This window comes from Croceitalea sp. W27 (assembly GCF_055693185.1).
The window spans coordinates 3,798,764-3,824,050 of sequence record NZ_CM146327.1; the positions used below are offsets into that span (position 1 = coordinate 3,798,764).

General features: G+C 33.3%; 21 protein-coding genes. 17 read left to right on the plus strand and 4 right to left on the minus strand.

Annotation, left to right across the window (positions count from 1 at the left end; all coding sequences use genetic code 11):
* Nucleotides 1-14 precede the first annotated feature (14 nt).
* Together ACZ1GR_RS17365 and ACZ1GR_RS17370 are read left to right on the plus strand one after the other, a co-directional pair.
* Complete coding sequence (locus ACZ1GR_RS17365) at nt 15-836, plus strand: hypothetical protein (protein ID WP_472610109.1); 822 nt, start codon at nt 15-17, stop codon at nt 834-836.
* Between the two features lie 160 nt (nt 837-996).
* Nucleotides 997-2,148, plus strand: a complete 1,152-nt coding sequence (locus tag ACZ1GR_RS17370) for a glycosyltransferase family protein (protein ID WP_472610110.1) — start codon at nt 997-999, stop codon at nt 2,146-2,148.
* 40 nt (nt 2,149-2,188) lie between these two features.
* Here ACZ1GR_RS17370 and ACZ1GR_RS17375 read toward each other — a convergent pair whose 3' ends face one another.
* Nucleotides 2,189-3,028 carry a leucine-rich repeat domain-containing protein gene (locus ACZ1GR_RS17375; protein ID WP_472610111.1) on the minus strand — a complete coding sequence of 280 codons (840 nt, stop codon included), beginning with the start codon at nt 3,026-3,028 and terminating at the stop codon, nt 2,189-2,191.
* Between the two features lie 105 nt (nt 3,029-3,133).
* Here ACZ1GR_RS17375 and ACZ1GR_RS17380 point away from each other — a divergent pair, with 105 nt between their 5' ends.
* The 6 genes from ACZ1GR_RS17380 to ACZ1GR_RS17405 all read left to right on the plus strand — a co-directional run bounded on the left by ACZ1GR_RS17380 (nt 3,134) and on the right by ACZ1GR_RS17405 (nt 11,486).
* On the plus strand, nt 3,134-4,108 hold the full coding sequence (locus ACZ1GR_RS17380) for a ribonucleotide-diphosphate reductase subunit beta (protein WP_472610112.1): 975 nt from the start codon (nt 3,134-3,136) through the stop codon (nt 4,106-4,108).
* Nucleotides 4,109-4,255: 147 nt separating this feature from the next.
* Nucleotides 4,256-5,893: a ribonucleoside-diphosphate reductase subunit alpha gene (locus ACZ1GR_RS17385; protein WP_472610113.1), complete on the plus strand. Its 1,638-nt coding sequence runs from the start codon at nt 4,256-4,258 to the stop codon at nt 5,891-5,893.
* A gap of 121 nt (nt 5,894-6,014) precedes the next feature.
* The gene (locus tag ACZ1GR_RS17390; protein WP_472610114.1) at nt 6,015-7,070 is read left to right on the plus strand and encodes a GMP reductase; all 1,056 of its coding nucleotides are present in this window, start codon (nt 6,015-6,017) and stop codon (nt 7,068-7,070) included.
* 39 nt (nt 7,071-7,109) lie between these two features.
* Nucleotides 7,110-8,117, plus strand: coding sequence for a hypothetical protein (locus ACZ1GR_RS17395; RefSeq protein ID WP_472610115.1), 1,008 nt, complete (start codon nt 7,110-7,112; stop codon nt 8,115-8,117).
* Between the two features lie 316 nt (nt 8,118-8,433).
* On the plus strand, nt 8,434-10,848 hold the full coding sequence (locus ACZ1GR_RS17400) for a TonB-dependent receptor domain-containing protein (RefSeq protein WP_472610116.1): 2,415 nt from the start codon (nt 8,434-8,436) through the stop codon (nt 10,846-10,848).
* 296 nt (nt 10,849-11,144) lie between these two features.
* Nucleotides 11,145-11,486: a hypothetical protein gene (locus ACZ1GR_RS17405; RefSeq protein ID WP_472610117.1), complete on the plus strand. Its 342-nt coding sequence runs from the start codon at nt 11,145-11,147 to the stop codon at nt 11,484-11,486.
* Between the two features lie 137 nt (nt 11,487-11,623).
* On the opposite strand, the gene ACZ1GR_RS17410 is transcribed toward ACZ1GR_RS17405, so the two are convergent.
* Nucleotides 11,624-12,484 (minus strand): polysaccharide deacetylase family protein, encoded by an 861-nt coding sequence (locus ACZ1GR_RS17410; RefSeq protein ID WP_472610118.1) that lies wholly within the window; start codon nt 12,482-12,484, stop codon nt 11,624-11,626.
* A gap of 137 nt (nt 12,485-12,621) precedes the next feature.
* Between ACZ1GR_RS17410 and ACZ1GR_RS17415 the strand changes: the two genes are divergently transcribed.
* From ACZ1GR_RS17415 to ACZ1GR_RS17440, 6 genes are all read left to right on the plus strand, one after another.
* The gene (locus ACZ1GR_RS17415; RefSeq protein ID WP_472610119.1) at nt 12,622-13,221 is read left to right on the plus strand and encodes a histidine phosphatase family protein; all 600 of its coding nucleotides are present in this window, start codon (nt 12,622-12,624) and stop codon (nt 13,219-13,221) included.
* 14 nt (nt 13,222-13,235) lie between these two features.
* The gene (locus ACZ1GR_RS17420; protein ID WP_472610120.1) at nt 13,236-13,709 is read left to right on the plus strand and encodes a CYTH domain-containing protein; all 474 of its coding nucleotides are present in this window, start codon (nt 13,236-13,238) and stop codon (nt 13,707-13,709) included.
* Between the two features lie 64 nt (nt 13,710-13,773).
* The gene (locus tag ACZ1GR_RS17425; RefSeq protein ID WP_472610121.1) at nt 13,774-14,505 is read left to right on the plus strand and encodes an MBL fold metallo-hydrolase; all 732 of its coding nucleotides are present in this window, start codon (nt 13,774-13,776) and stop codon (nt 14,503-14,505) included.
* A gap of 43 nt (nt 14,506-14,548) precedes the next feature.
* Nucleotides 14,549-14,914, plus strand: coding sequence for a malonate transporter subunit MadL (locus ACZ1GR_RS17430; RefSeq protein ID WP_472610122.1), 366 nt, complete (start codon nt 14,549-14,551; stop codon nt 14,912-14,914).
* 1 nt (nt 14,915) lies between these two features.
* Nucleotides 14,916-15,665 carry a malonate transporter subunit MadM gene (locus ACZ1GR_RS17435; protein ID WP_472610123.1) on the plus strand — a complete coding sequence of 250 codons (750 nt, stop codon included), beginning with the start codon at nt 14,916-14,918 and terminating at the stop codon, nt 15,663-15,665.
* A gap of 113 nt (nt 15,666-15,778) precedes the next feature.
* Entirely contained in the window at nt 15,779-16,168 is a 390-nt protein-coding gene (locus ACZ1GR_RS17440) for a nuclear transport factor 2 family protein (protein ID WP_472610124.1), read from the plus strand.
* 149 nt (nt 16,169-16,317) lie between these two features.
* On the opposite strand, the gene ACZ1GR_RS17445 is transcribed toward ACZ1GR_RS17440, so the two are convergent.
* Both ACZ1GR_RS17445 and ACZ1GR_RS17450 read right to left on the minus strand, forming a co-directional pair.
* Nucleotides 16,318-17,532: a phage integrase SAM-like domain-containing protein gene (locus ACZ1GR_RS17445; protein WP_472610125.1), complete on the minus strand. Its 1,215-nt coding sequence runs from the start codon at nt 17,530-17,532 to the stop codon at nt 16,318-16,320.
* Nucleotides 17,533-18,242: 710 nt separating this feature from the next.
* Entirely contained in the window at nt 18,243-18,824 is a 582-nt protein-coding gene (locus ACZ1GR_RS17450; RefSeq protein WP_472610126.1) for an RNA polymerase sigma factor, read from the minus strand.
* A 129-nt stretch (nt 18,825-18,953) separates the two neighbouring features.
* Between ACZ1GR_RS17450 and ACZ1GR_RS17455 the strand changes: the two genes are divergently transcribed.
* The 3 genes from ACZ1GR_RS17455 (at nt 18,954) to ACZ1GR_RS17465 (ending at nt 25,278) form a co-directional block, all read left to right on the plus strand.
* Nucleotides 18,954-20,114 (plus strand): FecR family protein, encoded by a 1,161-nt coding sequence (locus ACZ1GR_RS17455; RefSeq protein WP_472610127.1) that lies wholly within the window; start codon nt 18,954-18,956, stop codon nt 20,112-20,114.
* A gap of 201 nt (nt 20,115-20,315) precedes the next feature.
* Nucleotides 20,316-23,690 (plus strand): SusC/RagA family TonB-linked outer membrane protein, encoded by a 3,375-nt coding sequence (locus tag ACZ1GR_RS17460; RefSeq protein WP_472610128.1) that lies wholly within the window; start codon nt 20,316-20,318, stop codon nt 23,688-23,690.
* Between the two features lie 10 nt (nt 23,691-23,700).
* Complete coding sequence (locus tag ACZ1GR_RS17465) at nt 23,701-25,278, plus strand: SusD/RagB family nutrient-binding outer membrane lipoprotein (protein ID WP_472610129.1); 1,578 nt, start codon at nt 23,701-23,703, stop codon at nt 25,276-25,278.
* The last annotated feature ends 9 nt before the right edge of the window (nt 25,279-25,287 follow it).

Here is a 25,287-nt window from a genome sequence, read left to right on the forward strand (position 1 = left end):
TGAGAGATTTAAAAATGCCCACGAAAGTCCTTGAGCAAAATGGGAATCAATTTTTGTTTAAACAATTGGGTGTCAAAATAGAAATGGATGATGTTTCTCAAGAAGATTACTTTTCTTGGTTGGATTCGATTACTCAGGAAATAGGAGATTTAGTTCCAGGAGCTAAAATAGCTGAAAAGAAAGATGCCAGAACTAACGCCCCATTAAACATCGCTATCTACTATGATACAGAAGATTACCAAGTCTTACCTACCGGAGCTTTATTGCGTACCTCTTGCAATATAATAACCCATGCATTTTGTGCTTATAAACACCCGGTCACTGCGGATGGAGTTAGAGATGACCACCGGTATGTATTTTCCGGTCATGAAAAAAAGACTATTCAAGAAGCCCCATCATCCCAAGAGGCTGTTAAAATAGTAACGTCTTTAATGTCCAGAAATGATATTGAACATCCAGGAATAGTGCTTCAAAGAAATCATGGAATCAATCCTAAAGACCTTTATCCATCTATTTGCCTTGATGATTATCGATACACATTCTTTGTGTGGTTGGATAGTATGGACGCATTAAGGTGTAGTATTGATAGATATACAGTAACTAATTTAAGACTTCCCGAATCTGAAAGAAAAGAAGTTGCGATTAGCGAAGTTGAACTATCCTTATTTCCAAGAATTAGTGACGAAGTTACGAAAGACCCAAGAGTTGTTCAATTAATTCCTGCCTTGACAAAGTCTTTGAGAAAAAGGTTTGGAGTGGAAATCACAGAAGATATTAAATATCAGAGATCGGCAAAGTCCTTAGGTATATGTAATGATAATTTTGAGATTGTTTAAGGGTTACTTAAAAAAATCAACCTGAATAGACCATTTTGATGCCTAAGTCCATCATGAAATTAGAAATAATGTTCCTAATAGATGCAAACCTTACTTTTTCATGAATTATTCATATTTCTATTATTGGCTTCAACTTAATTAGTGCATTTAAAAATATAGAATGGAAAAAAAATCAATTTTATTTGGAGTATGTGGCATTGGTAGGGGACATGTTTATGAATCTTTGCCCTTCATTGAAGAATATCTGTTCAGGGGATATAAGCTTGGAATTTTAGCTTTTGGTGACAGCTTTGAATATTTTCAATCTGAGTTTAAATCAGATGGGGATTTTAAAGTATTTCAGGTAAATGTACCATGGGTCCATACTGACTTTACAGGTATAGACTTCAAAACAACAGCAGAAGAACCAATCAATAGGGATGTAGGTTATTTTACCCTTAATTTTAATGCGCTTCACTCTGCTAAGACGTTTTTGGGTATTCCAGACATTGTAATAACCAATTACGAACCTGTCTCGGCGATAATGGCGTATTCAATGGATTTGCCCCTAATTACGTTGGATCAGCAAAGTAAATATTTGTTGACCCACTTCCCCGAAATTTTGACATATAGTCCAAAGGCAGATTTTTGCCGACTAAATTTGTTTTTTCCAAAGGCCAATTTGCGAATAGTTAATTCATTCTTTCAATTCGCTGATGATGAGGATGAGATGAAGAGGCAGAAGATAATAAGCTTTGGTCCAATAATCAGAAATCGTATTGTTAATCTTAAGTCTAAAAATATAGAAGAAGATTCCCACTTAATATTAGTTTATTTATCGTCGTTTAATCATTATCCCTTTACTAGCATTGAAATGGTATCCATCTTAAAAGAGCTTCCAAATTATTCTTTTGTGATTGTAACTGCAAATTATGAAGGTTACTTTTCAGCTCTAAAAAAAGTCAAAGCTCAAAATATAAAAGTGCAAAAAATTGGCCATCAAAGCTTTTATGAAATATTGGCTAAATGCTATGCGATAATATCAACAGCTGGACACACCTTTATGTCTGAGTTGATGTATCTAGAAAAGCCTGCCTTAGTAATTCCAAACGATAGATACGAGCAACATTTCAATGCACATATCATTGATAAGTATGGATTCGGAAAATCTGTGGACAATATTAGTTTTAATCGTTTGCAGAGCTTCCTTGAAAAAATACCAAAATATAAATCTAACATTAGGAATAATCCCGATGAAGTATTGTTTCAAAAAAATGCCAATGAAGATATTATTAATTCAATTGATAATATAATGTTCGAACGTAACACTTGACTTTTTTAAAATATTCAACTTACACTTTAGAAGATTTGAACTAATAATAGAAAACACATTTTCTATCCAATAATTGGTTTGACCAACTTGGGATTCTTAAATTTATATTCCATCTTAAATCTAATCTTTCGAGATATTTAAGGTTCAGAATTTCTTTAGGAAGTTCAATTATTTTATTTCCTCTGAGATCTAATGTGCGTAAATACTCAAACCTTTCAATACTCTCTGGAATTTCTCTTATTTCGTTATTCCTAAGGGAAATTTCACGTAAGTCTGGATTGCAATTAGGTAATTGTTTTAGTTGATTATCATCAATATTCAAAAATCGAAGATTGCTCAAATTTTCAAAGCACTTTGGTAAGCTGCCTATTTTATTTTTGGCAAGGTTTAAATATATTAATTTACTCAGCCCGCAAAAAGATTCTGGGAGTTTTGTCAAAGAATTTTTTTCAACCTTTAACTCAACTAAACTTTTAAGGTTCCCTATCGTATTCGGAAGAATCTCAATTTTATTTTCGCTAATATTGAGATACGTTACTTTTTTTAGTTCAGAAATTTTTTCAGGAAGTGAAGTTAATCGATTGTTATGAAGATATAGATAGGAGTTCAAATTGACCAAATTTCCAATCGAATCGGGAATTTTTGAAATATTATTATGTCCAAAATCTATCATTTTTAAATTTTTGAGCTTTCCTAAATCTTCTGGGATTTCAGTTATAAGATTAGCAGAAATATTAAGAATCTCAAGCTCATGTTGATTCCAAAGATTATTTGATATTACAGATATTTTGTTGTTAAATAAGCTTATTTCCTTAAAGAGGAAATTTAATTCAGGAAAATCATCGAGCCCTGCATTGTTTAAGTTCAGTACTTCTTTCATATTCTATCAGTTATATTTTTTGCTAGTTTCAATATTAATGAAAATGTGGCTAAATACATCTTTTTTGATGTATTGCCAATTTAGAAGAACAAAAAAACATTAAAAATGAGTTTATTCGAAAAAAGAATCAATTATAGACCTTATGAATACCCAAGCCTTGTAGGTTTTAAAGAGAGTATAAGACATTCCTATTGGTTACATACCGAATATAACATAACATCAGATATTCAAGATTTCAAAACAAACATTTCGCCAAAGGAAGAAAATGTTATCAAGAATACACTACTGGCAATTTCTCAAATAGAGATTTCCGTTAAAACCTTCTGGGCTAGAATTTATTCTAGAGCTCCTAAACCTGAAGTAGGAGCAGTCGGTATGACCTTTGCTGAATCTGAAGTTAGACATGCAGATGCTTATGCATTTCTATTGGAAAAACTAGGACTAAATGAAGAGTTCAAAAGTATCAGTCAGGTTCCAGCCATTGCTGATCGTATAAATTACCTTTCCGATTACTTGGCATTGGAAAGACAAATGGACAATAAGAGATTTACATATTCGATTTTACTGTTTTCAGTTTTCGTGGAACACGTATCATTATTTAGTCAATTTCTAATAATTATGGCTTTTAATAAGTATAAAAACCTTTTCAAGGGAATCTCCAATATTGTGGAGGCCACTTCAAAAGAGGAAGATATACACGGAAAATTCGGTATTGAGTTAATAAAGATTATTAAGGGAGAAAATCCGGATTGGTTTAACGCAGCTTTTGAACATGAAATTTGCCAAGCCTGTATAAAGGCTGACAAAGCTGAACAGAAAATCCTAAATTGGATTTTTGAAAAAGGTGAATTAGATTTTTTGCCAAAAAAAACTATTCAAAACTTTATCAGAAATAGATTAAATATATCCTTACAGGAACTGGAAATTAAGCCACCCTTTGAAATAGATTGGAAAGATATTGAGACCACTATGTGGTTTGATGAAGAAGTTTTGGCTACTAAAGACCTAGATTTTTTCAACAAAAGGAGCATTGCATATTCGAAGAAACAACAAAGCATACAAGCCGAAGATCTTTTTTGACAGCCTAGTTTCCTATCTGAACGTTAAGCTAGCCCTTTTTTCAATATCCAATTAACAAACACCTATGGTTTCAGAGTAATAAATACTGAGACCGATATTACATAAAAAAGTAAAAATATCATCCTGATTTACTAAAAAAGAGGTATCATGACATTTAAGTGGATTAATGAAGATAGTAGAAAATTTCTTAATCGTGGTTATTTATTACCTGAGGTAACTGCAGAGGAACGAATAATGCAAATAGCCAAAACTGCAGAAAATTACCTTGGGATAGAGGGATATGCGGGGAAATTTTACAATTATTTTTCTAGAGGCTGGTTTTCCCTTTCTTCCCCAGTTTGGTCAAATTATGGCTTAGATAGAGGCCTTGGGATTAGCTGTTTTTCATCTTACATTGAGGATTCAATAGAATCTATTTTATATACTATAGCAGAAGTTGGAACAATGTCCAAATATGGAGGAGGCACTTCGGCCTATTTTGGGGAAATCAGAGAAAGAGGAAGTGTTATTAAGGATAGCGGAAAAACAGATGGGAGTTTCCCTTTCTTTTCCTTGTTTGATTCACTTATTGACACAATTTCCCAAGGGACAATACGAAAAGGACAATTTGCAGGATATATTGATATCGAACATCCTGACATTGAAGAATGGTTAAATACTCAACTTGAAGGAAATCCAATACAATTGGTCTACTATGGAATCTGTGTAGGTAATTCCTGGTTAGTATCGATGGAGAATGGAGATTTTAATAAAAGAAGGCTTTGGGCTAAGATTTTGCAGTGCCGTTCAGAAATTGGGATACCCTACATCTTTTTTAAAGATAACGCTAATAACGGAAAACCTACAGTCTACAAGGACTCACAGATTTATGGAAGTAATTTGTGTTCCGAGATAATGTTACCATCATCGGCTGATGAATCATTTGTTTGCTGTTTGTCTTCAATGAACTTGTTATTTTATGATGAATGGAAAGATACGGATGCAATTAAAATACTTGTAATGTTTCTGGACACAGTAATAACCGAGTTTGTAGAAAAGACAGAAAATATGAAATTCATGGAAAGAGCTCGTAAATTTGCTTTAAGACATAGAGCTTTGGGATTGGGCGTAATTGGGTGGCATAGCTATCTTCAATCTAAAATGGTGGCTTTTGACTCTATGGATGCTATGAAAATTAATAATACCGTATTCAAATCAATAAAAATACAGGCATATAATGCAAGTACCTACTTGGCAAAACTATTCGGAGAACCTGAAATCTTAAAAGGAATAGGAAGAAGAAATACAACCCTAATGGCAATTGCTCCTACAAAATCCAGTTCATTTATTTTGGGAAATGTTTCGCAGGGGATAGAACCAATAAAGTCTAACTACTTTGTGAAAGACTTATCTAAGCTAAAAACTACGTTTAGAAATCCAGTATTGACAAAAGTTTTAAAATCAAAGAACAAAAACAGTTCAGATGTTTGGTCGTCAATACTAGAAAGGGATGGTTCTGTCCAACATCTGGATTTTTTAAGCTTACACGAAAAAAATGTCTTCAAGACTTTTTCTGAAATTAGCCAACTATCAGTTATTCAACAAGCAGCTCAAAGGCAGGTATATATAGATCAGGGTCAGTCCTTAAACCTCATGATTCATCCCAAAACACCTACAAGGGAGATTAATTCATTATATCTTATGGCCGCCAAACTTGGGATAAAATCCTTATACTATCAACACTCCGTGAATGCTGCTCAAGAATTCTCAAGGAATTTAATGGCTTGCAATAGCTGCGAGGCCTAAAAGCAATATTATTAATTTGAATCTTTTTACAACACTTGGAGTGATTACTTTCTGCGGAACACATTAAAAATTAAACAAAGAATATTCTATAAGTATAAATCTAGTTATCTAAATAATGTTTATGAGAATTGAAAATAGCGTAAAATTAGGATTTAAAGATGTGATGATTAAGCCTTGTTCCTCATCCATTGATAGTAGGTCTCAAGTGAAATTGGAAAGAGATTTTTCCTTTAAATATTTGAATCAAAAATGGAGAGGTATCCCAATAGTTGCATCAAACATGGACAAAATAGGCACTTTTGAAATGGCCACTGAGCTTTCAAAATTCAAAATGTTAACCATAATCCAAAAGCACTACACTTTAAAACAGTGGATAGAATTTTTTGATAGGACAAGTGATGAAGTTTTAGAAAATATTGGTGTCAGTATAGGAGTAAGCCATCAAGATTTTCAAAAGCTAGTTGATATAATGAGTTGCACTTCAAAGATTCCTTTTATTTGTGTTGATGTAGCTAACGGATACATAAATCAAATAAAGAGTGTAGTAAAAAGAATAAGAAGAGAGTTTCCCGATAAAATATTAATTGCGGGTAATGTTGTAAGTCCTGAAAAGGTTGAAGAATTAATCAATGTAGGTGCCAACATTGTTAAGATTGGAATTGGATCAGGTTCGGTATGTACTACACGCATAAAAACCGGTGTTGGCTATCCTCAACTTTCAGCTATAATTGAGTGTTCTGAAAAAGCCCATAAGCTAGGTGGTAATATAATGTCAGATGGGGGATGTAAAAACCCAGGCGATATCGCAAAAGCTTTTGTGGCTGGTGGAGATTTTGTTATGTTAGGTGGTATGCTGGCAGGTCATCACGAAAATAATAGCGGTTCACATGATTCTGGACAGCAATTTTTGGAATTTTATGGCATGAGTTCTTCCCAAGCAATGCTTAAATATGAAGGTGTTCATCGTAAATATAGAGCCAGTGAGGGGAAGTGTGTTAGAATGGAAATCAAGGGATATGTTAGGAACACATTACTTGATATTCTGGGTGGGTTAAGAAGTACTTGTAGCTATGTTGGTAAAAAAAGTCTAAAAGGGTTAAAAGAAGGAACAGTTTTCATAAGGGTAACTGAGCAGGAGAACACATTGTTTTCAGATAACAAAATAATCTCTCTTTAAATCTAACTCTGCTCTAACTTTTGAACTTATCTTAGATTTATGATTACTCCTCAAGCTCTAGCCAAAAGAATCCTGAACTTTGAAAGCAAATCATTTCAATTAGTAACATATGAAACGGAAGACTATGGAAATCAATTTTGTTTTTTCATTAAGCCTCATTTGTTAATAACTAAAGATCGAAAATACCTTATAAGAAGATTAAGGTTGATTCTTGATATTATCAAAAAACAGAATCTTCGTATACAAAATGTTTATTTTTTAAGTTGTTCTTATTTAACAAAACATAATATCATTCAAAATCATTATGGTGAAATACATAAACATGCATTGACCGCAAAAGAACTGAATGGTAGAGATTGGAGATTTGAATTTCAAAGAAACTTTGGTTTTCTTCCATCTTGCGTAAATATACTGGGAGCATATGAGTTTCTTGAAAAGTATCCCTCGGTTGGTCCAAATGGTTTAGCCACCTTGTGCAGACCTTTAAAGCATTGTGAACTTGCACCTTCAGCATTTTGTGGGAGATTAAATTATGATAAAAATGAATTATATGTCATAAACGGATTTGCCCCTGCGCAGTTTAAAGAATATGATGGAAATAGCTTAGCAATACCAGTGTTTACCCTTAAAGGGAAAAAAGATTGGTTCTGTGCGAGAAAAAATTTTCTAGGCTCGACAAATCCATTAATTGCAGAAAAAGGTAGTATAAGAGGGGCGCTATTAAAAAACAAGAAATTTTTAGGAATTAAGGAAGTTTCAATTTCTCAAAACGGGGCGCATTTGTCAGCAGGTCCATTAGAGGCAATAGTTGAACTTTTGCGCTTTGGAAAAAATCATGATACGGGAGAAAAAAAGGATATCAAGGAATTTGTTTTCGGAAGGGCACTACTTAATCATTTTTCCAAAGATGAAATAGAAAAGATATTAAAAAACCCAAGAGTTATAGGGATTGATAATGAAGAAAAAACAATCTTCCAACTTACCTCAAATTTAAATCTGAAGGAGGCTATCGAAAAGTTAAACCTAGTTAAAAGTCAACTCTCTTAATTGCAATATGAAATAATCCTTTTTGGTGCTTTAAAGGAAGCATCATTTTAAATCAAGCATGTAAAAGGTTGGTAACAAACTACCTAGCGTATTAACTTCAAGCTACTACTTAGAAAATCCAACTCTTACAAATTAATTCGAAAAACTTGAAAAACTTATAAGAAGTTTAATTACTTTTATTTGTAAGAAAAAAGAGTCTTTTTTTTAAAAAACAAATCTGAAATTTAAAGGTCATTAGTCAAAAAGATGTAATCGCAATATGTACACTCCAGTGTTTAAATATATATTCCTCAGACAGAGTTCAGTTAGAATACTCTTGGAGTTTGTCAAGTACGCTTGGTTTGTTTCTTTGTTCTTAGTTAACCAAAGCTTTTCTCAAAGCACTATTTCCGGTGTTGTTACAGATCAATCAAAAAATTCTTTGGCCTATGTCAATGTTGTTTTAATTAGAATTACTGATTCCATAAATGTTAAAGGTACGATAACTGACATTGAAGGGGAGTTCATATTTGAAGACGTTCCTAACGGAAACTTTCTTATAAAGACTAGTTACATTGGATATCGGGCTTTCTATTCTGATATAATTAATGTCTCAAAAAAGAACAGTTTTTTAAAATTACCCTCTATTATGATGATGGAAGAAGTCAATGAACTTGAAGAAATAACTTTAGCTGTTAACAAGGTTTCCAACGAGTTTAAAAGCGATAAAGTTATTTCTAATTATAATGAAAAAAATACATCTTCTGCTTTATCAGTGGTTGATTTATTAAAAAGGAATTCTAGTACTGGCGTGGATCAGCTTAATAAAGAGATTTTGTTAAATGGCAAGGGTAATGTCGCAATTTATATTAACTCTAGAGAAGTTTTATTGCCGCCAGAAACAGTGGTTTCTTATTTAGAGAGTATTAATTCTAGTGATGTCAGATCAATCGAGTTTATTACTAATCCCGGTGCCAAGTATAATGGAAATTCTTCCGGTGGAGTGGTTAACATATTACTTAAAAAAAGAAAGGAAACTGGCATATCAGGAAATGTATTTTCAAATTACGGATATGGTGTAGCAGACAAATATGGAGGAGGAGCTGGTGTTACTATTAAAACAGACAAAAGTATACTTGGTACTCAATTTCAATTTAATGTCAATAATACGGAAGAAATTTGGGAATTTAATAGACAGAATAGTCCTCAGAATTCGGTTTTCAATATAGATACAAGGACTTTTAGAAAACCACGGGTAGAGTCAATATCCAGTTCTCTTTTTTTTGAAACTGAAATAGGAAGCTCAGTTATTGGGATTAATTTCAACAGCCAAACCAACCGTTGGAAAATGTTTGCTGATAACTCAACATCTGTGTTGCAAAGTGACTTTCCTAACCAAAATATATTAACAATCGATAATGAACGTGACAATTGGGATAATTATGTTGGTGGAATTTATTATTCAAAAAAGGGTCCCAAGGGCATTTTAGATTTAGGTTTAGATTACTTGTTTTATAAGAATACGAATAATCATGTATATGATATAACAATACAGGAGTCTAGTTCGGACAGGGAATTGCAAACCTTCTCAGAAAAAATAACCCCTATAGATATTTGGGTTTCTAATATTAGCTATGAAACTACTAGAGAAGAGGGCGTCAATTTTGGGTTTGGCGGGAAATACTCAAATTCTACTTTAGATAATTTTGTTGAAGTTCGAGATATAACAAATGGGGGAGGAGAAGTGATTAATGAAGAATTTAGCGAGGATGTTTTCCTTTCTGAAAAGAATTATGCACTTTATGGTAGCCTCTCATTGCAATTTGAGAAAGTCAATTTACAATCTGGATTAAGGTTCGAATATCTTAATTATCGTCTATTCGATAAAATTTCTAACGCTTATTTGTTGAGATTGGATAATAGAAATTTTTTGCCAAATTTAAATCTTGAATTTACTTTTTCTGAACAAACACAATTATCGTTCCTATATAATAGAGGGATTCAACGTCCAAAATTTAAAGATTTGGCTCCTTTTGTTGTTTTCTTAGACCCCCTTACCTATTTCACCGGAAATACTAGTTTGGTTTTTGGTTTCTCCAATCAATACAAGATTTTTTTAAAACTTAAAAAAAATAATTTTTCTATTTCATATACCCCCGAGAAAAATCCTATAGTTGGTTTTCAGCCCACTTCTGACACCAATGATAGCTTTCAAATTATTAAAGCAATTAATTTTGATAGAATTGATGAGGTAGATTTTACATTTTCCAGAAGGTATAAGTTCAATAAGCTTGAAATGAATTTATCAACATCATTGAAATATCAAGAATTGCGTAACATATTTGAAGATGACTCTGAAGTTTCCCTTTCCAGGTCTTTTGTTAATATTGGTTCTAGTCTTTTCTATTCTTTTGGCAAAAATGACAATTTTAGCATAAATATTTCTGGATATTATCAAAGTCCGTATTATGCTGGATTGGACCTAAGAGACACCCCTGGGCAAGTGGATTTGTTTTTGAAAAAAGATTTATCCAAGGACTTCTCTATGTCACTATCGATTACAGATATTTTTAACACCAATGACTGGCTGCTCAATACAAATGAACCCCTTTTAAATTTATTGAATAGGAAAACCTATGATTTTGAAACCAGAGTCGCCACATTTTCGTTAAACTTAAAGTTTGGAGGTAAAAAATCAATTCAAACTACCAACACCAAGGAAAGAACTACAGAAGAGGAGAATAGATTTTAATTACCTACTCGCCAATTAATCTTGTTTGCGTTTTAGCCGGAGAATTTTTAAACTCACAATTAGATTTAGTTCAATACTATTACTGGTTTAGACAGTAAGAGTCTTGACCATTATCAGATAAAAGGACCGAAAGCAAACTTGTCTTAAATGAATAAAATCTTTTAACTATCATTTTTGGTAAAAAGATACTTGAAATGAGTACTATATTTGAATTGTACAGCTGCTTCGGAATATCCCCACTTTTATTTGACTTCTTTTCTTTTGGAAATGCAGTCTTAAGCAATCAATACGATAGAATGCCAGATTTACACAGGCTTATACCAGATGATATGAGAATAGCTAGGTCAAGTGTAATAATAAAAAGAGAAGGCATACCTGAGGCGATATATTCTAAAGCTTTTTTAAGCATAGACAAAAATACTACGGTAAGTAATGTCAATAAGTTTTGTGAAAAATTTTTAGATTATCCGTTGCCTTTAGTTAGAGTTGCTGATGTAAAATTCTTTTTTAGAAAAAATAGAAAGACCATTGTTTTAAAATTTAAAGCCAAAACAGAAAGAGACATATATTTTATAAGAATTGTTGTAAGTGAAAGCATAACAAAATCGCAAAGGTTTTTGATAAAATTATTCAACTAGCAAAATCATTATTTAAAAGAAAAACAGGTTTTGATGGAGGGTGTTTTGGAAAATGTATTCGTTGATAAGAATTCATGAATACATTCATCCGGAATTGTGAAAATTCTTGTAGACATATAATGATAGTCTTTATCACACTAGTTTGACCAAATGAAGTTTTTCCAACTAAGTAGTTGCACCTGGCAATCTTTAAGCTTTTTTGCAGTTTTTTCTGATGTAAAGTAGTCAAGTTCCTGTCTCCTCCATTGGACCCCATAGTCAATAACCTCCTCGGCAATGGAATTCATTTCGTCATTAGCAACCGCTGGGTGTATCAATAAGATATTAACACCAGGTTTTAGACTATCTATAATAGAATCATAGTAATTATTTAAGTTGGGAATACTATTTTGCATGAAGTAAGCCATATGTGTACTGCTGTTCATTATAATGGGCTCCTCTTCTTTATAAATATCTAAATTTATCTTGGAGAATTTATTTATTGACTTATTTACTAAGACAGGTAAGTTAAATCTCTTGCCCAGCTCTAGGTATATTTCTAGAAAATCTTGCTTTGATGTTAAAGCAAACATATGGCAATCAAGATGTGACGGTCGCAATCCAAAATGAAATGCTTTTTCAATTTGGGCAGATAATTCTTGAAAAACTTCGTTAGGGTTAGCCCGGAGTATTAAATCATTTACACTTGAATGATAAAAACCATTTTTAGTAATAAGACTTGGAACCTGTTGGTTGGAAAGAATAGGAGAATATTTATATATTTTCCATTCACTAGTGACAGTTAAATGAATGCCATAGTCAAATTCTGGGTTTTTAAGTGCGAAATCGCAGATGTGATGAAACCATGGACAGGGCACCATAATGCTGTAGGACTTGACCAATCCGAACTTCAAACAATTAATAATTCCAACATTTTGGGCATGACACATCCCCGCATCATCAGCATGAATCATCAGTAATTTATCATTTATGGAAAAGTGATTTTTAAGTTTCCACATTTATTATTATTTGTGTTTTCCTTTAAAGATAAAACATACAGAATATCTAGCTGTCTTCGAGGATTATTTAACATTAAGGTTTCCGCTGAGCACTTATGATAAATAGACCACTCCCAAAGAACCTAAATCTAAAATTCATGAAACATAATGGAATTCGAATTCATATCATTAGGCATGCACAATCATTAAGACAAGAACTTGGTAAGGGAGAATGGAACACAAGCCTTTCTGCGGTAGGTAGGACACAAGCGAGTTATCTGGCGAAGTGGTTGAAATCAACCAATTTGTATAATACACATGTTTTTCTAAGCAGTCCACTAATTAGAGCCCTGGAGACAGCAGATATTATTTCAGAGTCCATAGGGCACTCATATCAGAAATATAACTGTTTAAAAGAGGCAGATTTTAAAGTTTCCGAAGATTTACCATTTAAAACTGATCCGTTAACGGAAAAAACAGAACCTTGGGAGGGTTCTGTAAGATACCATAACATGAAGTTGCAGGTTAACAGAGCCCTCAAGTTAATGATAGAAAAAGCATATAAAAATGATAAACGAGTGCTGGCAGTTTCACATGGGGGTTTTATGAAAACAGCCCTTAGAATTATTGCAAATGACGATTGCTTTAGTGCAAAAATATTGAATACAGGAATTATGTCTTTGGAATGGAACAATGGAAGGTGGTATTTGCTTGAACTTAATCGATTAGACCACTTACCTGAGCAACTTAAAACATAATTGAACTTTAAAATATGGGAACAGAAATTGAAAGAAAATACTTGATTTCCAATAATGCATGGAAAAAGAATATTCAAAGCACCTTTCAAATATGTCAAGGTTATCTGTTGATTAACAAGGAGATTGAAGTGAGGATAAGGATTAAAAACCAACTCGGTTTCTTGACGATAAAGGAATCAAAAGCTAATACACTAAGAGAAGAGTTTGAATACGAAATACCATACTTGGATGCAAGAAGACTTCTCAAGTTGTGTCAAAATGCCATCATAAATAAAAAAAGGCACATTGTTCCTTTTAAGGGAGAAAACTGGGAAGTTGATGTATATGAGGATGAGAATATGGGACTAATGATAGCAGAAATAGAATTGGAAACCGACAAAGCGCCTCAAGATATTCCTTCATGGGTAGGCGAGGAAGTCACAGGTAATAAAAAATATTATAATTCACATTTAAGCAGCAATCCTTTTATTAGTTGGCTAGTTGATTAAATTTAGTTAAGTGTATTAAGGAATTGAATATGCCTATATGGCATGTGCTTTTAAAAAGTATTTTTTGGAATTCAGTTTAAAGTGTTTAGGAGTAGGCAATGGCAGTTCTTATATATTAAGAGGTGTTGCAAGTTCTTCTTTTCTAATTTATGAAAAGGAAAAGCCATACATACTTGTGGATTGTGGCTTGGGGACATTATTGAACTATCAAAGGTATATTGGAAATAGTTTGCCAGTAAACCTTTTTGTAACGCATAATCACATTGATCACACGGGAGAATTACCATGTTTAATATTTGAGTTTCTTAAAAAGGAAGGAAGGCGAATTAACATTTTTGGACACGATACGGTTCTTTATTTGGTTAAAAAATTCAGGCTTAATGAAATATATGAGGTAGGAACTAAAATTGAAGATATTGCCATTTGGAATTCTCAGGATTTAAATGGAGTAATACATTTAAATAATGAAACTAGAATGATACTCAAAAAATCCAAGCACTCATATCCTTGCTTTGGTTTTCTTTTGGAATATAAGGGAGATATTATTCTTGCTTACTCAGGTGATTCAGGATACGACAAAAACTTTTATGACTTTATATCCCAATCTCCAACTGTCGTTTTAGATGGTCGACAAAGGTCTACAATAGAACATGCCTCTTTTAAAGAAATTGACCAGCATGCGGAAAAATTTCAAAATACTTCTTTCTACATTATACATCATGAAGTTAAGGGATATAATTTTATAAACAAAAATGTACAATACCTAGAAGAAGGCATAGAGATAAAGCTCTATTAAATAATAAATTAATTACCTATCACTTCTCAATAATTCACTTATTATGAATAGAATTTATGGTGTTGCATTGCTATCTATGTGTTTTTTTCTTGGTAAAGTAATTGGAGTCTGGACTGGAAGTGTTTTTGGATTTAACAGAGATATAGGAGGCGTGGGTTTTGGAATATTTCTACTTATTTTTCTAAAGACTTTTCTTGAAAAACGAAACGTACTTAGGGAGGATATAGTAAGTGGGGTTAATTTTTGGGGTTCCATGTATGTTCCGGTTATTTGGTGTATGGTTGCAACTTTAAACGTAAGTGATGCATTATCACAAGCATTCGTTGCAATCCTCTCCGGGATTTTTGCTACATCCTTGACCTTTGGTCTAATCCCCTTTATTCTTAAATACTGTAAATCAAAAAATTAGGATGGTTGAAACTTTATCGAAACTAATCAATGAAAATGATTTTTTGTTTGCGTTTATAGTGGTTGCTATAGTTATGTATGGAAGCTACTGGATTTCTATAAAGATTAGTAAAAAAAGAGTTCCTGGCGTAGCAATAGCTATGATTTTCGGCTTGTTTTTTGCTTACTTTGGACATCAAAGAGGGATATCTGATTTTGTATATTTTGGGGGTGTCGCGTTTCTGGGCAGCTCAATGTTTCGCGATTTTACAGTGGTAGCAACCGCTATGAAAGCGGATCTGGCCAAAATTAAGGGTAATTGGACCATAGTTATAATAAGTCTGGTTATAGGGATTATGTGCTCATTTCTTATTGGCACATTAATCTGTTTATCCTTTGGATATACTAACCCTGAAATCATCACTACAATTTCAGCAGGAGCCTGCTCTTATATTATAGGACCAATTACTGGAAGTACCTTAGGGGTAGATTCTGAAATTATAGCCCTAAGTGTTGGTGCCGGAGTTGTGAAAACAATTGTTACCATTATCCTTATTCCTCTTTTTTCGACTAAATTTAAGATTAATAATCCTATCGCTGCTGTTGTTTTGGGAGCTATTGTAGGTTCAACTGCTGGAGTGGTTGCGGGATTAACGACTATTGACAAAAAACTAGTTCCGTATGGAGCGATAAGTGCTACTCTATATAGCGGGCTCGGGTGTCTTCTGTGTCCCTCTATATTTTACTTTTTAGTGATTTTCACAATAAGTTAACCAGCTATAGAATATAATTCTTGTTCAAAAAAAATCTAATTTGAAAAAGATTTTGAGACTAGATAAATATAATAACGAGATTTTCTAACACTAAGTTTTAAAGCAAAGTACAAATGAAACCTAAACGCGTAATTGAAGAATGGATAACTTTTTTTAATAATCAAGATTTAAACGGTTTAAGTAGCTTGTATCATGTTGAGGCAACATATACAAGCTCTGGCGGAAACATTTTGAGAGGACAAAATTTAATCACTAAAAATTTTAGCAAGGATTTTAGTTCAACTACAATGGTTTGCATCGTTGAAAATCTCCTTGAGGATGGAAATTGGGTAGTTTTAGAATGGAGGGATCCCATGGGGTTATCGGGATGCACAATGTTTTACATAAATATGGGTCAAATTTTATTACATAAAGCATTTTGGGATAGACTGGAGTTTTACCAAATTCATAATCTTCCAATCCCAAAGGAGGTGTCAAAAAAAAATAAAATCGAAAATCAATAAAAAAACACCTGAAAACCCAGATTCAAAAGGTCATATAAGAATAAGAAGTTTTCATATCTACGCTATCCACATCAACAAATTTCCTTATCTCCCCATTATAAGTGAATTAAATTGAATTATTCTTTTAATATTTTTCTCTTTCGATTTTTTCAAATTTTAAGCCTATCCTGATATTCATCCATAATATGGGTCGGCAGATTTTTGATGTAAATTTCCGTTGTTTGAAGTTTACTATGGCCTAGCATTTTACTGAGTGAATTAATGGGTACGTCATCAAGAATAAGATTCGTAGCCATGGAATGTCGGCTTACGTAGCTCGTGAGTTTTTCTTCAATATCGCAGAGTTCAGCAATTTCTTTTAACCGTTTGTTGTAGCGTTTTCTTTCCCATTGCACGTCATAATATTGATCTTGTAGGTCTTCCCTACGTACTATTGAGAAAATAAAATCCGATTTCTTCTTATCCTTTAAATAGTATCCAAGAATAGAGGAGAGCTGAGTGGTTATTTTAATATCATAAGGTCTAGCGGTCTTTTGCCGACTGTATTGGATTCTGCCTTCAACGATATTACCAACTTTCAGAAAGGCCATATCAATAAATGAGATACCGTTCATCAAATAGGAACATAGAAAATAGTTGCGTGTATGAAATAATGGGCTATCGGGTTCCAACTCCAAATCTAGAATCCGTTTGATCTTATCCTTACTGATTGCCCGTTTCGCCGTAGGTTGCGATTTTATCTTATATCTTCTGAACGGATAACTATCAGCCGATACAATATCCTGATGGATGGCCTTATTATAAATGGCCCTAATTGTACGCATATAAGTTGATAGTCCGTTAACACTATTTCCTTTTTTTAAATGAGCGGTCTCAAACTTTTTGAGATAGGCATAGTTCACTTCCTCGAAACGTAGGCTCTTCTTCCTATGAAAATTTCTTAACGCACCCAAAGCACTCCTATAGGCCCTAGCATTACCGAAACGGTTGGCCTCTTGCATTTCATCAATGAGTTGTTGAGTATATTCGAAGAAGGAAGTCCTTTTGGTCGCTTTGGTGAGGTTACGTTTCAAGTCGGTTATACTCATACTTTCCAACTGTTTGTTTTCCTCTAATGAGTTAATGTCGTCCCGTAGTTCAGTTTTCTTTTTAGTCAGCAGATTGTTCAAACGGGCAACAGATGAGACTCCTTTGTACGTTCTCTTAACTTCACGCTTTTTTTCATTCCAGTATTCTGGCGGAACGGCAAATCCGGTTGAAATAGCAATGGTCTTTCGATGATGGCTCAATCTGAAAATAATCGGACAAAAGCCATCCTTTCTTTTTCGCCGTGTATCGATCGAGAGCGTTATATTGGTCTTCATAAATTGAAGATACAAAAAAATTTGCACTCAATTTGCACTCAAAATCAGATATAATATGGTTTTATATGAATCCATATGATTTTTAAATAATTGATTTTCAGTGATTTTAGATATTTTTAAAAACACATAAAACCATAAATCGGTTGCCTTCTAAGCAGACGGTCATAGGTTCGAATCCTTTCGCGATCACGACACTCAGGAAACCACGCCCCTTGGCGTGGTTCTTTTATTTATTGAAAGAACAAACTTCAGTTTGGGTTTTGGGATAAATAAAAAGCCAATCGACGCAAGCTGCTGGGTTTTCTATTTGCAACATTGAGCGCTAAGGAAAACCTGTGGTAATCCTTTCGCGATCACTAATATTTACAGAGTCTCAGAAAATTCAACCTTTCTGGGACTTTCTTATTTGCAAACATTCTAAATTTTCATTTTTCTCAAGATAGATAACCTCGTCAAAATTGTTTTAATATATTGATTTCTAATGTTTTATGATTGTTTACAATCCAAATTCATTATATAAAGTTTGCTTAAAATTTAGGATTGCAGCATTAAATAAGATTCTGTTCTTTTATATAAAAAATACTTACCAAGCTTTAACCTTTAAATACTTGAAGTGAGTTCCGTTTTTCAGAACACTATCGCTAAATCGACTAATATAGACGATGTGTTACATCAAAATAAAACGATTTTTTAATTATAATTTTGCCTCTTTAGTTAAGCGTACTTAAACTCAAAAATAATATTAATGTCGTTGCATTGAATTTTCCTCTTAGTATTGAAAACGCTTTTGTAATATGAGCTTCAACAGTTTTTGTAGATAGTTTTAGATAATCAGCTATTTCTACATTTGTTAATCCTTCTTTTCTACTTAATAAAAACACCTCTTTACATTTAGGAGGTAGTTTTTCTATTTCTTTTTTTACGGTATCTAGAATATTATGTATTTCCTCAATATCTGTTTTTTCAATGAACTGATTTAGTGTGTCAGCATATTTTTTTTCTAAAGCACTAGTTGATTGAAGTTTTCTGTATTGATCAATAAATTCAGTGTAAACAAGTTTGAATAAAAAATTTTTGATTGAAGCCTCTGGTTTAAGTTTTTTACGTTGTTCCCAAGTCTTTATAAAAACATTTTGAACAATATCCTGTGATAATGTTTTGTCTCTAGTTAGGCTAGTAGCATATACAAGCAAAAGGCGATGGAATTTTTCAAGAAGAAACACATAAGCAGATTCATTACCCTTTCTAAGGTCATTTATGAGCTTTTTGTGTGGGTATAACTCGTAATCCATGCTGGATTTAATTGGATATCATCAGGTTTTTAAATCTACTGCAGTTGCAAGGTGAAAAAAAGTTTAAAAAAAACATAATAAAATGTAAGGGTATTTTATATCTGCTTCGTAATAACTAAAAGAAAACACATGAACCATAAAAAAGCCGAATTGTTAATAACAAAATTCTTGACAGATTCAGCGACTAAAGCTGAGCTTCAAGAATTGACAAATTGGTTAGAAGATTCCAAAAATGAAACCTACTTCAAAACTTTTGTGAAAGTCAATTTTGCCTCGGATTATAATTTTAAGGCAGACGATTATATTTCTACTAAGAAAGCTCTAACGCAAAGAATAAGAAATGATAAAAGTATTTTTTATAAGAACAGATTTCAGATTATAGCAAAATATGCTGCTGTAGCTATTCTTTTAGTAGGAACGGCCTATTTTTTTAAGGATTCCCTTTTCGTTCCAAATGCTAAAGCTGAACAAATTGTTCTAAAAGATGATGCTATTATACTTGAATCGGAAAATGGTACTACTGAGATTTTAAATCCATTAATTTCCAGAATAGTTCAAAATGATGAAGGTGTTGTAATTGGTAAACAAGATAAAAATGTGATTAATTATTCTGAAAACTCAGTAGTTGAAACATTATCTTACTATACACTGAAAGTACCATACGGAAAACAATTTAATTTAATTTTATCTGACGGAACAAGAGTTTTCCTTAATTCTGGGAGCTCATTAAAATATCCTATAAGGTTCTTACCTGGTCAAAAAAGAGAAGTTTTTCTTACTGGAGAAGCATTTTTTGATGTTGAACAGGATAAAGTGCATCCATTTATCGTAAATGCAAAGAAATTGGATGTTACTGTTTTGGGGACACAATTCGTTGTCTCTTTATATAAAGAAGATAGGGCTGCCTCTGTAATTTTAGTTGAAGGTGCCGTAGACTTAGCCCAAGAAGGCAATTCTAAAACCACAAGTTTAACGCCAGGTACTAAAGGAGTACTTGATTACAATAGTGGATTAATTAGTAAAGCAATTGTCAATACTAATGATTATACCGCTTGGATGCAAGGTTTACTTGTTTTTAGAAATCAGACTTTTGAAAATATTGCCAGAAAATTAGAGCGGGTATATAATGTTACTATAGTTAGTGATAATAAAGCTTTTGATAAAGAAGTTTTTAATGCCAGTTTTAATAATGAGACTATTGAAAATATCCTAAGTTACTTTAAGGACAGTTATAAAATAAGTTACACAATTGAGAACAATATAATCTATATAAAGAGAGCCAATGAATAAAAATTAAACTTTAAAAAATCCGAAAGGAATTATTTAATCAAACAGAGATAAGCATAAAAACCGGAAAATGTTGCAGCATTTCCCGGCGGATTAAAGTGATTATCTCTAACGAGAATAACCAATAATTAACACTTTAAAAGTATGAAAAAACTTCCATTGGAAAGGAGGATACAACCGCCTTCTTTTAAATTTGACTTGAAGATGAAACTAACCACACTCTTGCTCGTAACTATGGTATTTTGTATGCGTGCCAACGATAGTTACTCCCAGAGAACCAGAATCAGTCTAGATGTAGAGAATATATCAGTAGCAAAAGTCTTAGACGAAATAGAGAACACTACGCAGTTTAAGTTTATCTACAGTGTCAAGAATGTAGATTTGACTCGAAAAGTCTCGATAAAAGTAGACCAGATTAGGATTCAGAATATTTTACGCTCTTTATTTACTAACACACAAACCTCCTTTAAAGTTAGAGGAAAGCAGGTGATACTGAGTAAAGCGCCTCCCGTAAAACTTGACATAATTAAACCAGATAGCACCGACCAGAAAGCCTCTCAAGAGAAGATAAAGGTGACGGGTCAAGTTTTAGACAACCTAGGGGTTCCTTTACCTGGAGTTTCTATTGTTGAAAAAGGCACTACTAATGGGGTTGCTTCCGATTTTGATGGGAATTTTGAGATTACAGTAGAAAAAGCCGCTGCCTTGGTTTTTACTTCTATTGGTTTTTCTCCTCTTGAATTACAAGCCTCTACAGGATTTATGAATGTTACCATGAGAGAAAACACTAATGAATTGGATGAAGTTATTGTTGTAGCTCAAGGTATTACAAGGTCTAGGAAGGCTCTAGGTTACTCAGTTTCTAAAGTAGACACTAAAGAGACACAAGGTAGACCGGAAACTGACCTTTCCAGAACTTTACAAGGTAAAATTTCTGGAGTACAGATTGATACTGATAACAGTAGTGGATCAGGATCGGACATTACGATACGTGGTAACTTATCAATTGACCAAGGCAATGGAGCCTTGATTGTTTTGGATAATGTCCCTTTTGATGGAAACATTCTTGATATAGACCCTAACGACATTTTAAACATTACCGTACTAAAAGGTTTAAATGCCGCAGTATTATATGGAAATGCAGGTCGAAATGGTGTTATTTTAATAGAAACTAAAAGTGGTAATGCTAGGTTAGGCAAGAAAAATTTTAATATAAGTGCTGCTATAACAACCTACACCAATAATATTGCTAATTTGCCAGACTTTCAAAATGAATATGGAGTTGGTAATAACTTTATTACAGATGCCGCTACACTCCAAAATAATGGTAGTTATGGTGCACGTTTTAGTGATGTAGATTTTGTTCCTCATCCTTTTGCATCAGATGCTAGATTCCCACAATTTGCAGGAGTACAAGTACCTTTTGTTCCAGTACCTAATAATGTAAATGACTTTTTTAAAACAGGTATTGGCCGTAATGTTTCGATAAATGTAACTGCTACTGGAGAAAATGCTTCTTTTAGCTCTTCTGTTGGTTACACTGGGGAAGGTGGAATCATAGGAACGAATAATTTTCAACGTTTCAATATCAATGTAGGCGGGACCGCGAAATTGAATGATAAAATTATACTATCTACTTCTTTAGGGTATAGCATAAGAGCTAGAGAATCTCAATCTGGTGGAGATATTTTTGAATTTTTCTATAGAATACCACGAAATCTAGATATACATAATCTACCATTTCAAGATCCTTTAACTGGGGCTAACGCTTTTTATAGAAATGCAGAGAATCCTTTGTGGACTTTAAATAACACTGGTTCAGAAAATACCATTAGTAGATTAACAGGTAGTATTAACCTAAGTTATAAAATGGGAGAACATCATACCTTAAAATACAGAGGAGGCCTACAAACTAGAACGGCAGAAGATTTTGACTTTAGAAATAGGGGAGGACTTATAAGTGGCGCAAGAAATGGTATAGATGAAGCGACAAGAAATACCGGAACTTTAGAGATTTCTACAGATACTGAGTTTGTTGTTGATAATACAATTATTTTAAGTTCTGAATATGATATAACAGAAAATATTGGTTTTACATCGCAATTAGGGGTAAATTCAAGATTTGATACAGACTCAGGACAAGAATCTGTGCTTACAGACCAGATTGTATTTGGTTTCTTTAGGCCTAATAACTTTAGAAATAATAGTGCGATTGATTATGATTTTGATCGTCAAAATCAAGCTGGGTTTTTTGGACAATTTGATTTTGATTACAATGATTATCTGTATTTAGGATTGTCTGGCAGGTATGATATCTCTTCTAACTTAGAAAAAGAAAATCAAACTTTATTTTACCCTGGTGTCTCCCTATCATTTATACCAACATCGGCATTTAATTTTGGAGGTAATACAGTTAATTACTTAAAATTAAGGGGTGCTTATGCCACTTCAGCTGGTTTCCCAGGGCAGTTTAGAACAAGAAATAGTTTAGCTTCCGACCCCAGAGAATTTGAGGATACCGAAGATGGATTAATTGTTACTAATTCGTTGTTCTCAATACTACAAAATCCAAATCTTAAACCTGAGTTACACCAAGAAGTAGAGTTAGGTATAGAGGGTAAATTTTTCAACAATGTAATTACTTTAAATGCATCGGTATTCTCAAGAATTTCAAGAGATCAAATATTTGAAACTGATTTAGCGCCTGAGGCAGGTTTTACATCGACTACTATAAATGCTGGTAGAGTTGATACCGAAGGTGTAGAAATAGATTTAAGTTTAGATTTTTTTAAAAATTCAGATTTTAATTGGAATATCAGAAATACTTTCACAGCATTTGAAACGACTGTGGTTGAGTTACCAAACAATTTAGAACGTGTAAATCTTGGTAATAATCGAGCAGCTATAGTTGGAGAATCTTTAGGTGTTCGTACTGGTAGTTATGTAGTAAGGGATCAACAGGGCAATGCTTTAATTAACCCAAGTAACGGTGTTTTATTAGTAAGCGATGAGGTTGGTTTACAAGATGAAATTATTGGTGATTTAAATCCTAATTGGTTTGCTACAATGATTCATACGTTTAATTATAAAAACTTCACGCTATCAGGGCAATTTGAATATACTGATGGTGGTACCGCTACGTCTAGTCTTGTTGAAGAACTTTATGAAAGGGGAACCGGCTTATCTACAGTAAACAGGGAAGGTACTTTTGTGATACCTGGAGTTTATGGGGATCCGGCAACGGGCGAACCAATACTGGATATCAATGGAAATACTATACCCAATACTATTCAGCAAAATAGTAACAGAACAGCGTTTAGTAACTTTTATGAATCTGAAGAAGGTTTTACGTTCGACGCTTCTGTTTTTAGGATACGCGAAGTTGCTTTATCGTATAGTTTAGATAAATCCATCGCTAAAAAATTACCTTTCAAAAATATCGTATTTACATTGACAGGAAGGAATATTTTTCATTATGCACCTAACTTTCCTAAGTCAACTAATATTGACCCAACCTCGGCAGGTAATGGTTTTCCCACTACAAGACGATATGCATTAGGAGTATCAATTAATTTCTAAAAAAATTGTGATGAAAAAAATAAACATAATAATCTTATTAATTTCAGTAGTGTTTGCATCATGTGAATTGGCACAATTTGATGAACCATTTCAAACAAATCCTAATCTTCTATCACCTGAAGATGCAGACCCTAGCTTTTTATTAAATAATATTCAAATAGAGTTTGCAGATTTTATGCAAGATATTGAACGTACCACAGACGAAGTAATGCGTTATAAGGTATTGAACAACACCTATTCAGAAGTTTCTGACCAAGGTGTTTTGAACGGCGAATGGACAAACTATTACACTTTTATTCAAGATGCTAAAGTTTTAAATGGCTTAGTAGCCAATGATGATGGTTTGCGTTTTCATAGAGGCGCTTCAAGAATTATAACGGCCTTTGCTACAGTAACTATGGTTGATTATTTTGGAGATATTCCTTTTTCTGAGGCTAATAAGGCAGCTGAGGGTATTATTAATCCCATACTGGATGATGATGAAGCTGTTTATAGTGCTATGCTTGAGCAACTCGATCAGGCCATTGATGATTTAAACGCAGGAACGCCTGCACCAGTTAACGACTTGTATTATAGGGGTGATAGGGAAAAGTGGATTAGATTGGCGAATTCATTACAACTGAAAATGTATGTAAATATGGGCGACCAATCTGCCATTAATTCCCTAATAGCCGAAGATAATTTAATTGAATCGATTGATGATGATTTTCAATTTGGATATAGTACACAAATAGACCCTTTGAGTCAACATCCGAATTTCACTGATGGATATATTGTGGGAGGTCAGGCTACTTATATGGGTAATTCATTTATGAATTTACTTTTAAATGGTAAATCGGCACCTGATCCAAGAATCAGATATTATATTTTTAGACAGTCAGACCAAGACCCAATAGCTTCTTCTATACCTTGTGTTAATGACCCGATGTTCGATTTTTGCTATTTAGGAAACTCTTATTTAGGTAGGGACCATGGTGATTTAAGACCTAATTCATCTGACCAAGAGTTTAGGGCTATTTATGGTCTTTATCCATCAGGAGGTGCTTTTGATAATAATAATCCATCTTTTGGAGTTGATGCTCCCAATCAAGGAGGTGCAGGTATCTTACCAGTGTTACTTTCTTCTTATGTTGATTTTTTAAGAGCGGAAGCTGCAATTTCATTAAGCACTTCTGACGATGCTGCAACATTTCTGGAATCAGGCATTAGAAAATCAATGGATAAGGTGTTGAATTTTGCGGATGGCGTTGCATTAGGGTTAGACTTTGCTGCTAGCGATGATGATGTTGATACTTATGTAGACGAGGTGCTAGCTGCTTTCCAGGCTGCAGATAATGTAGGTAAACTAGATATTGTTCTAGAAGAATATTATATCGCTTCTTATGGCAACTCAACAGAAGCGTATAATGGGTACCGACGTACAGGTTTTCCTTCGAGCCTTCAAGCCCCTGTAGAGCAAACAGGAGCGCCTTTTCCGAGAACATTTGCATACCCAACTGATGCCGTAAATAGTAACACCAATGTAAATCCTAGGCCTATAACTACCCAAGTATTTTGGGATACTAACCCAGCTGGTTTCATAGACTAAAACATACAA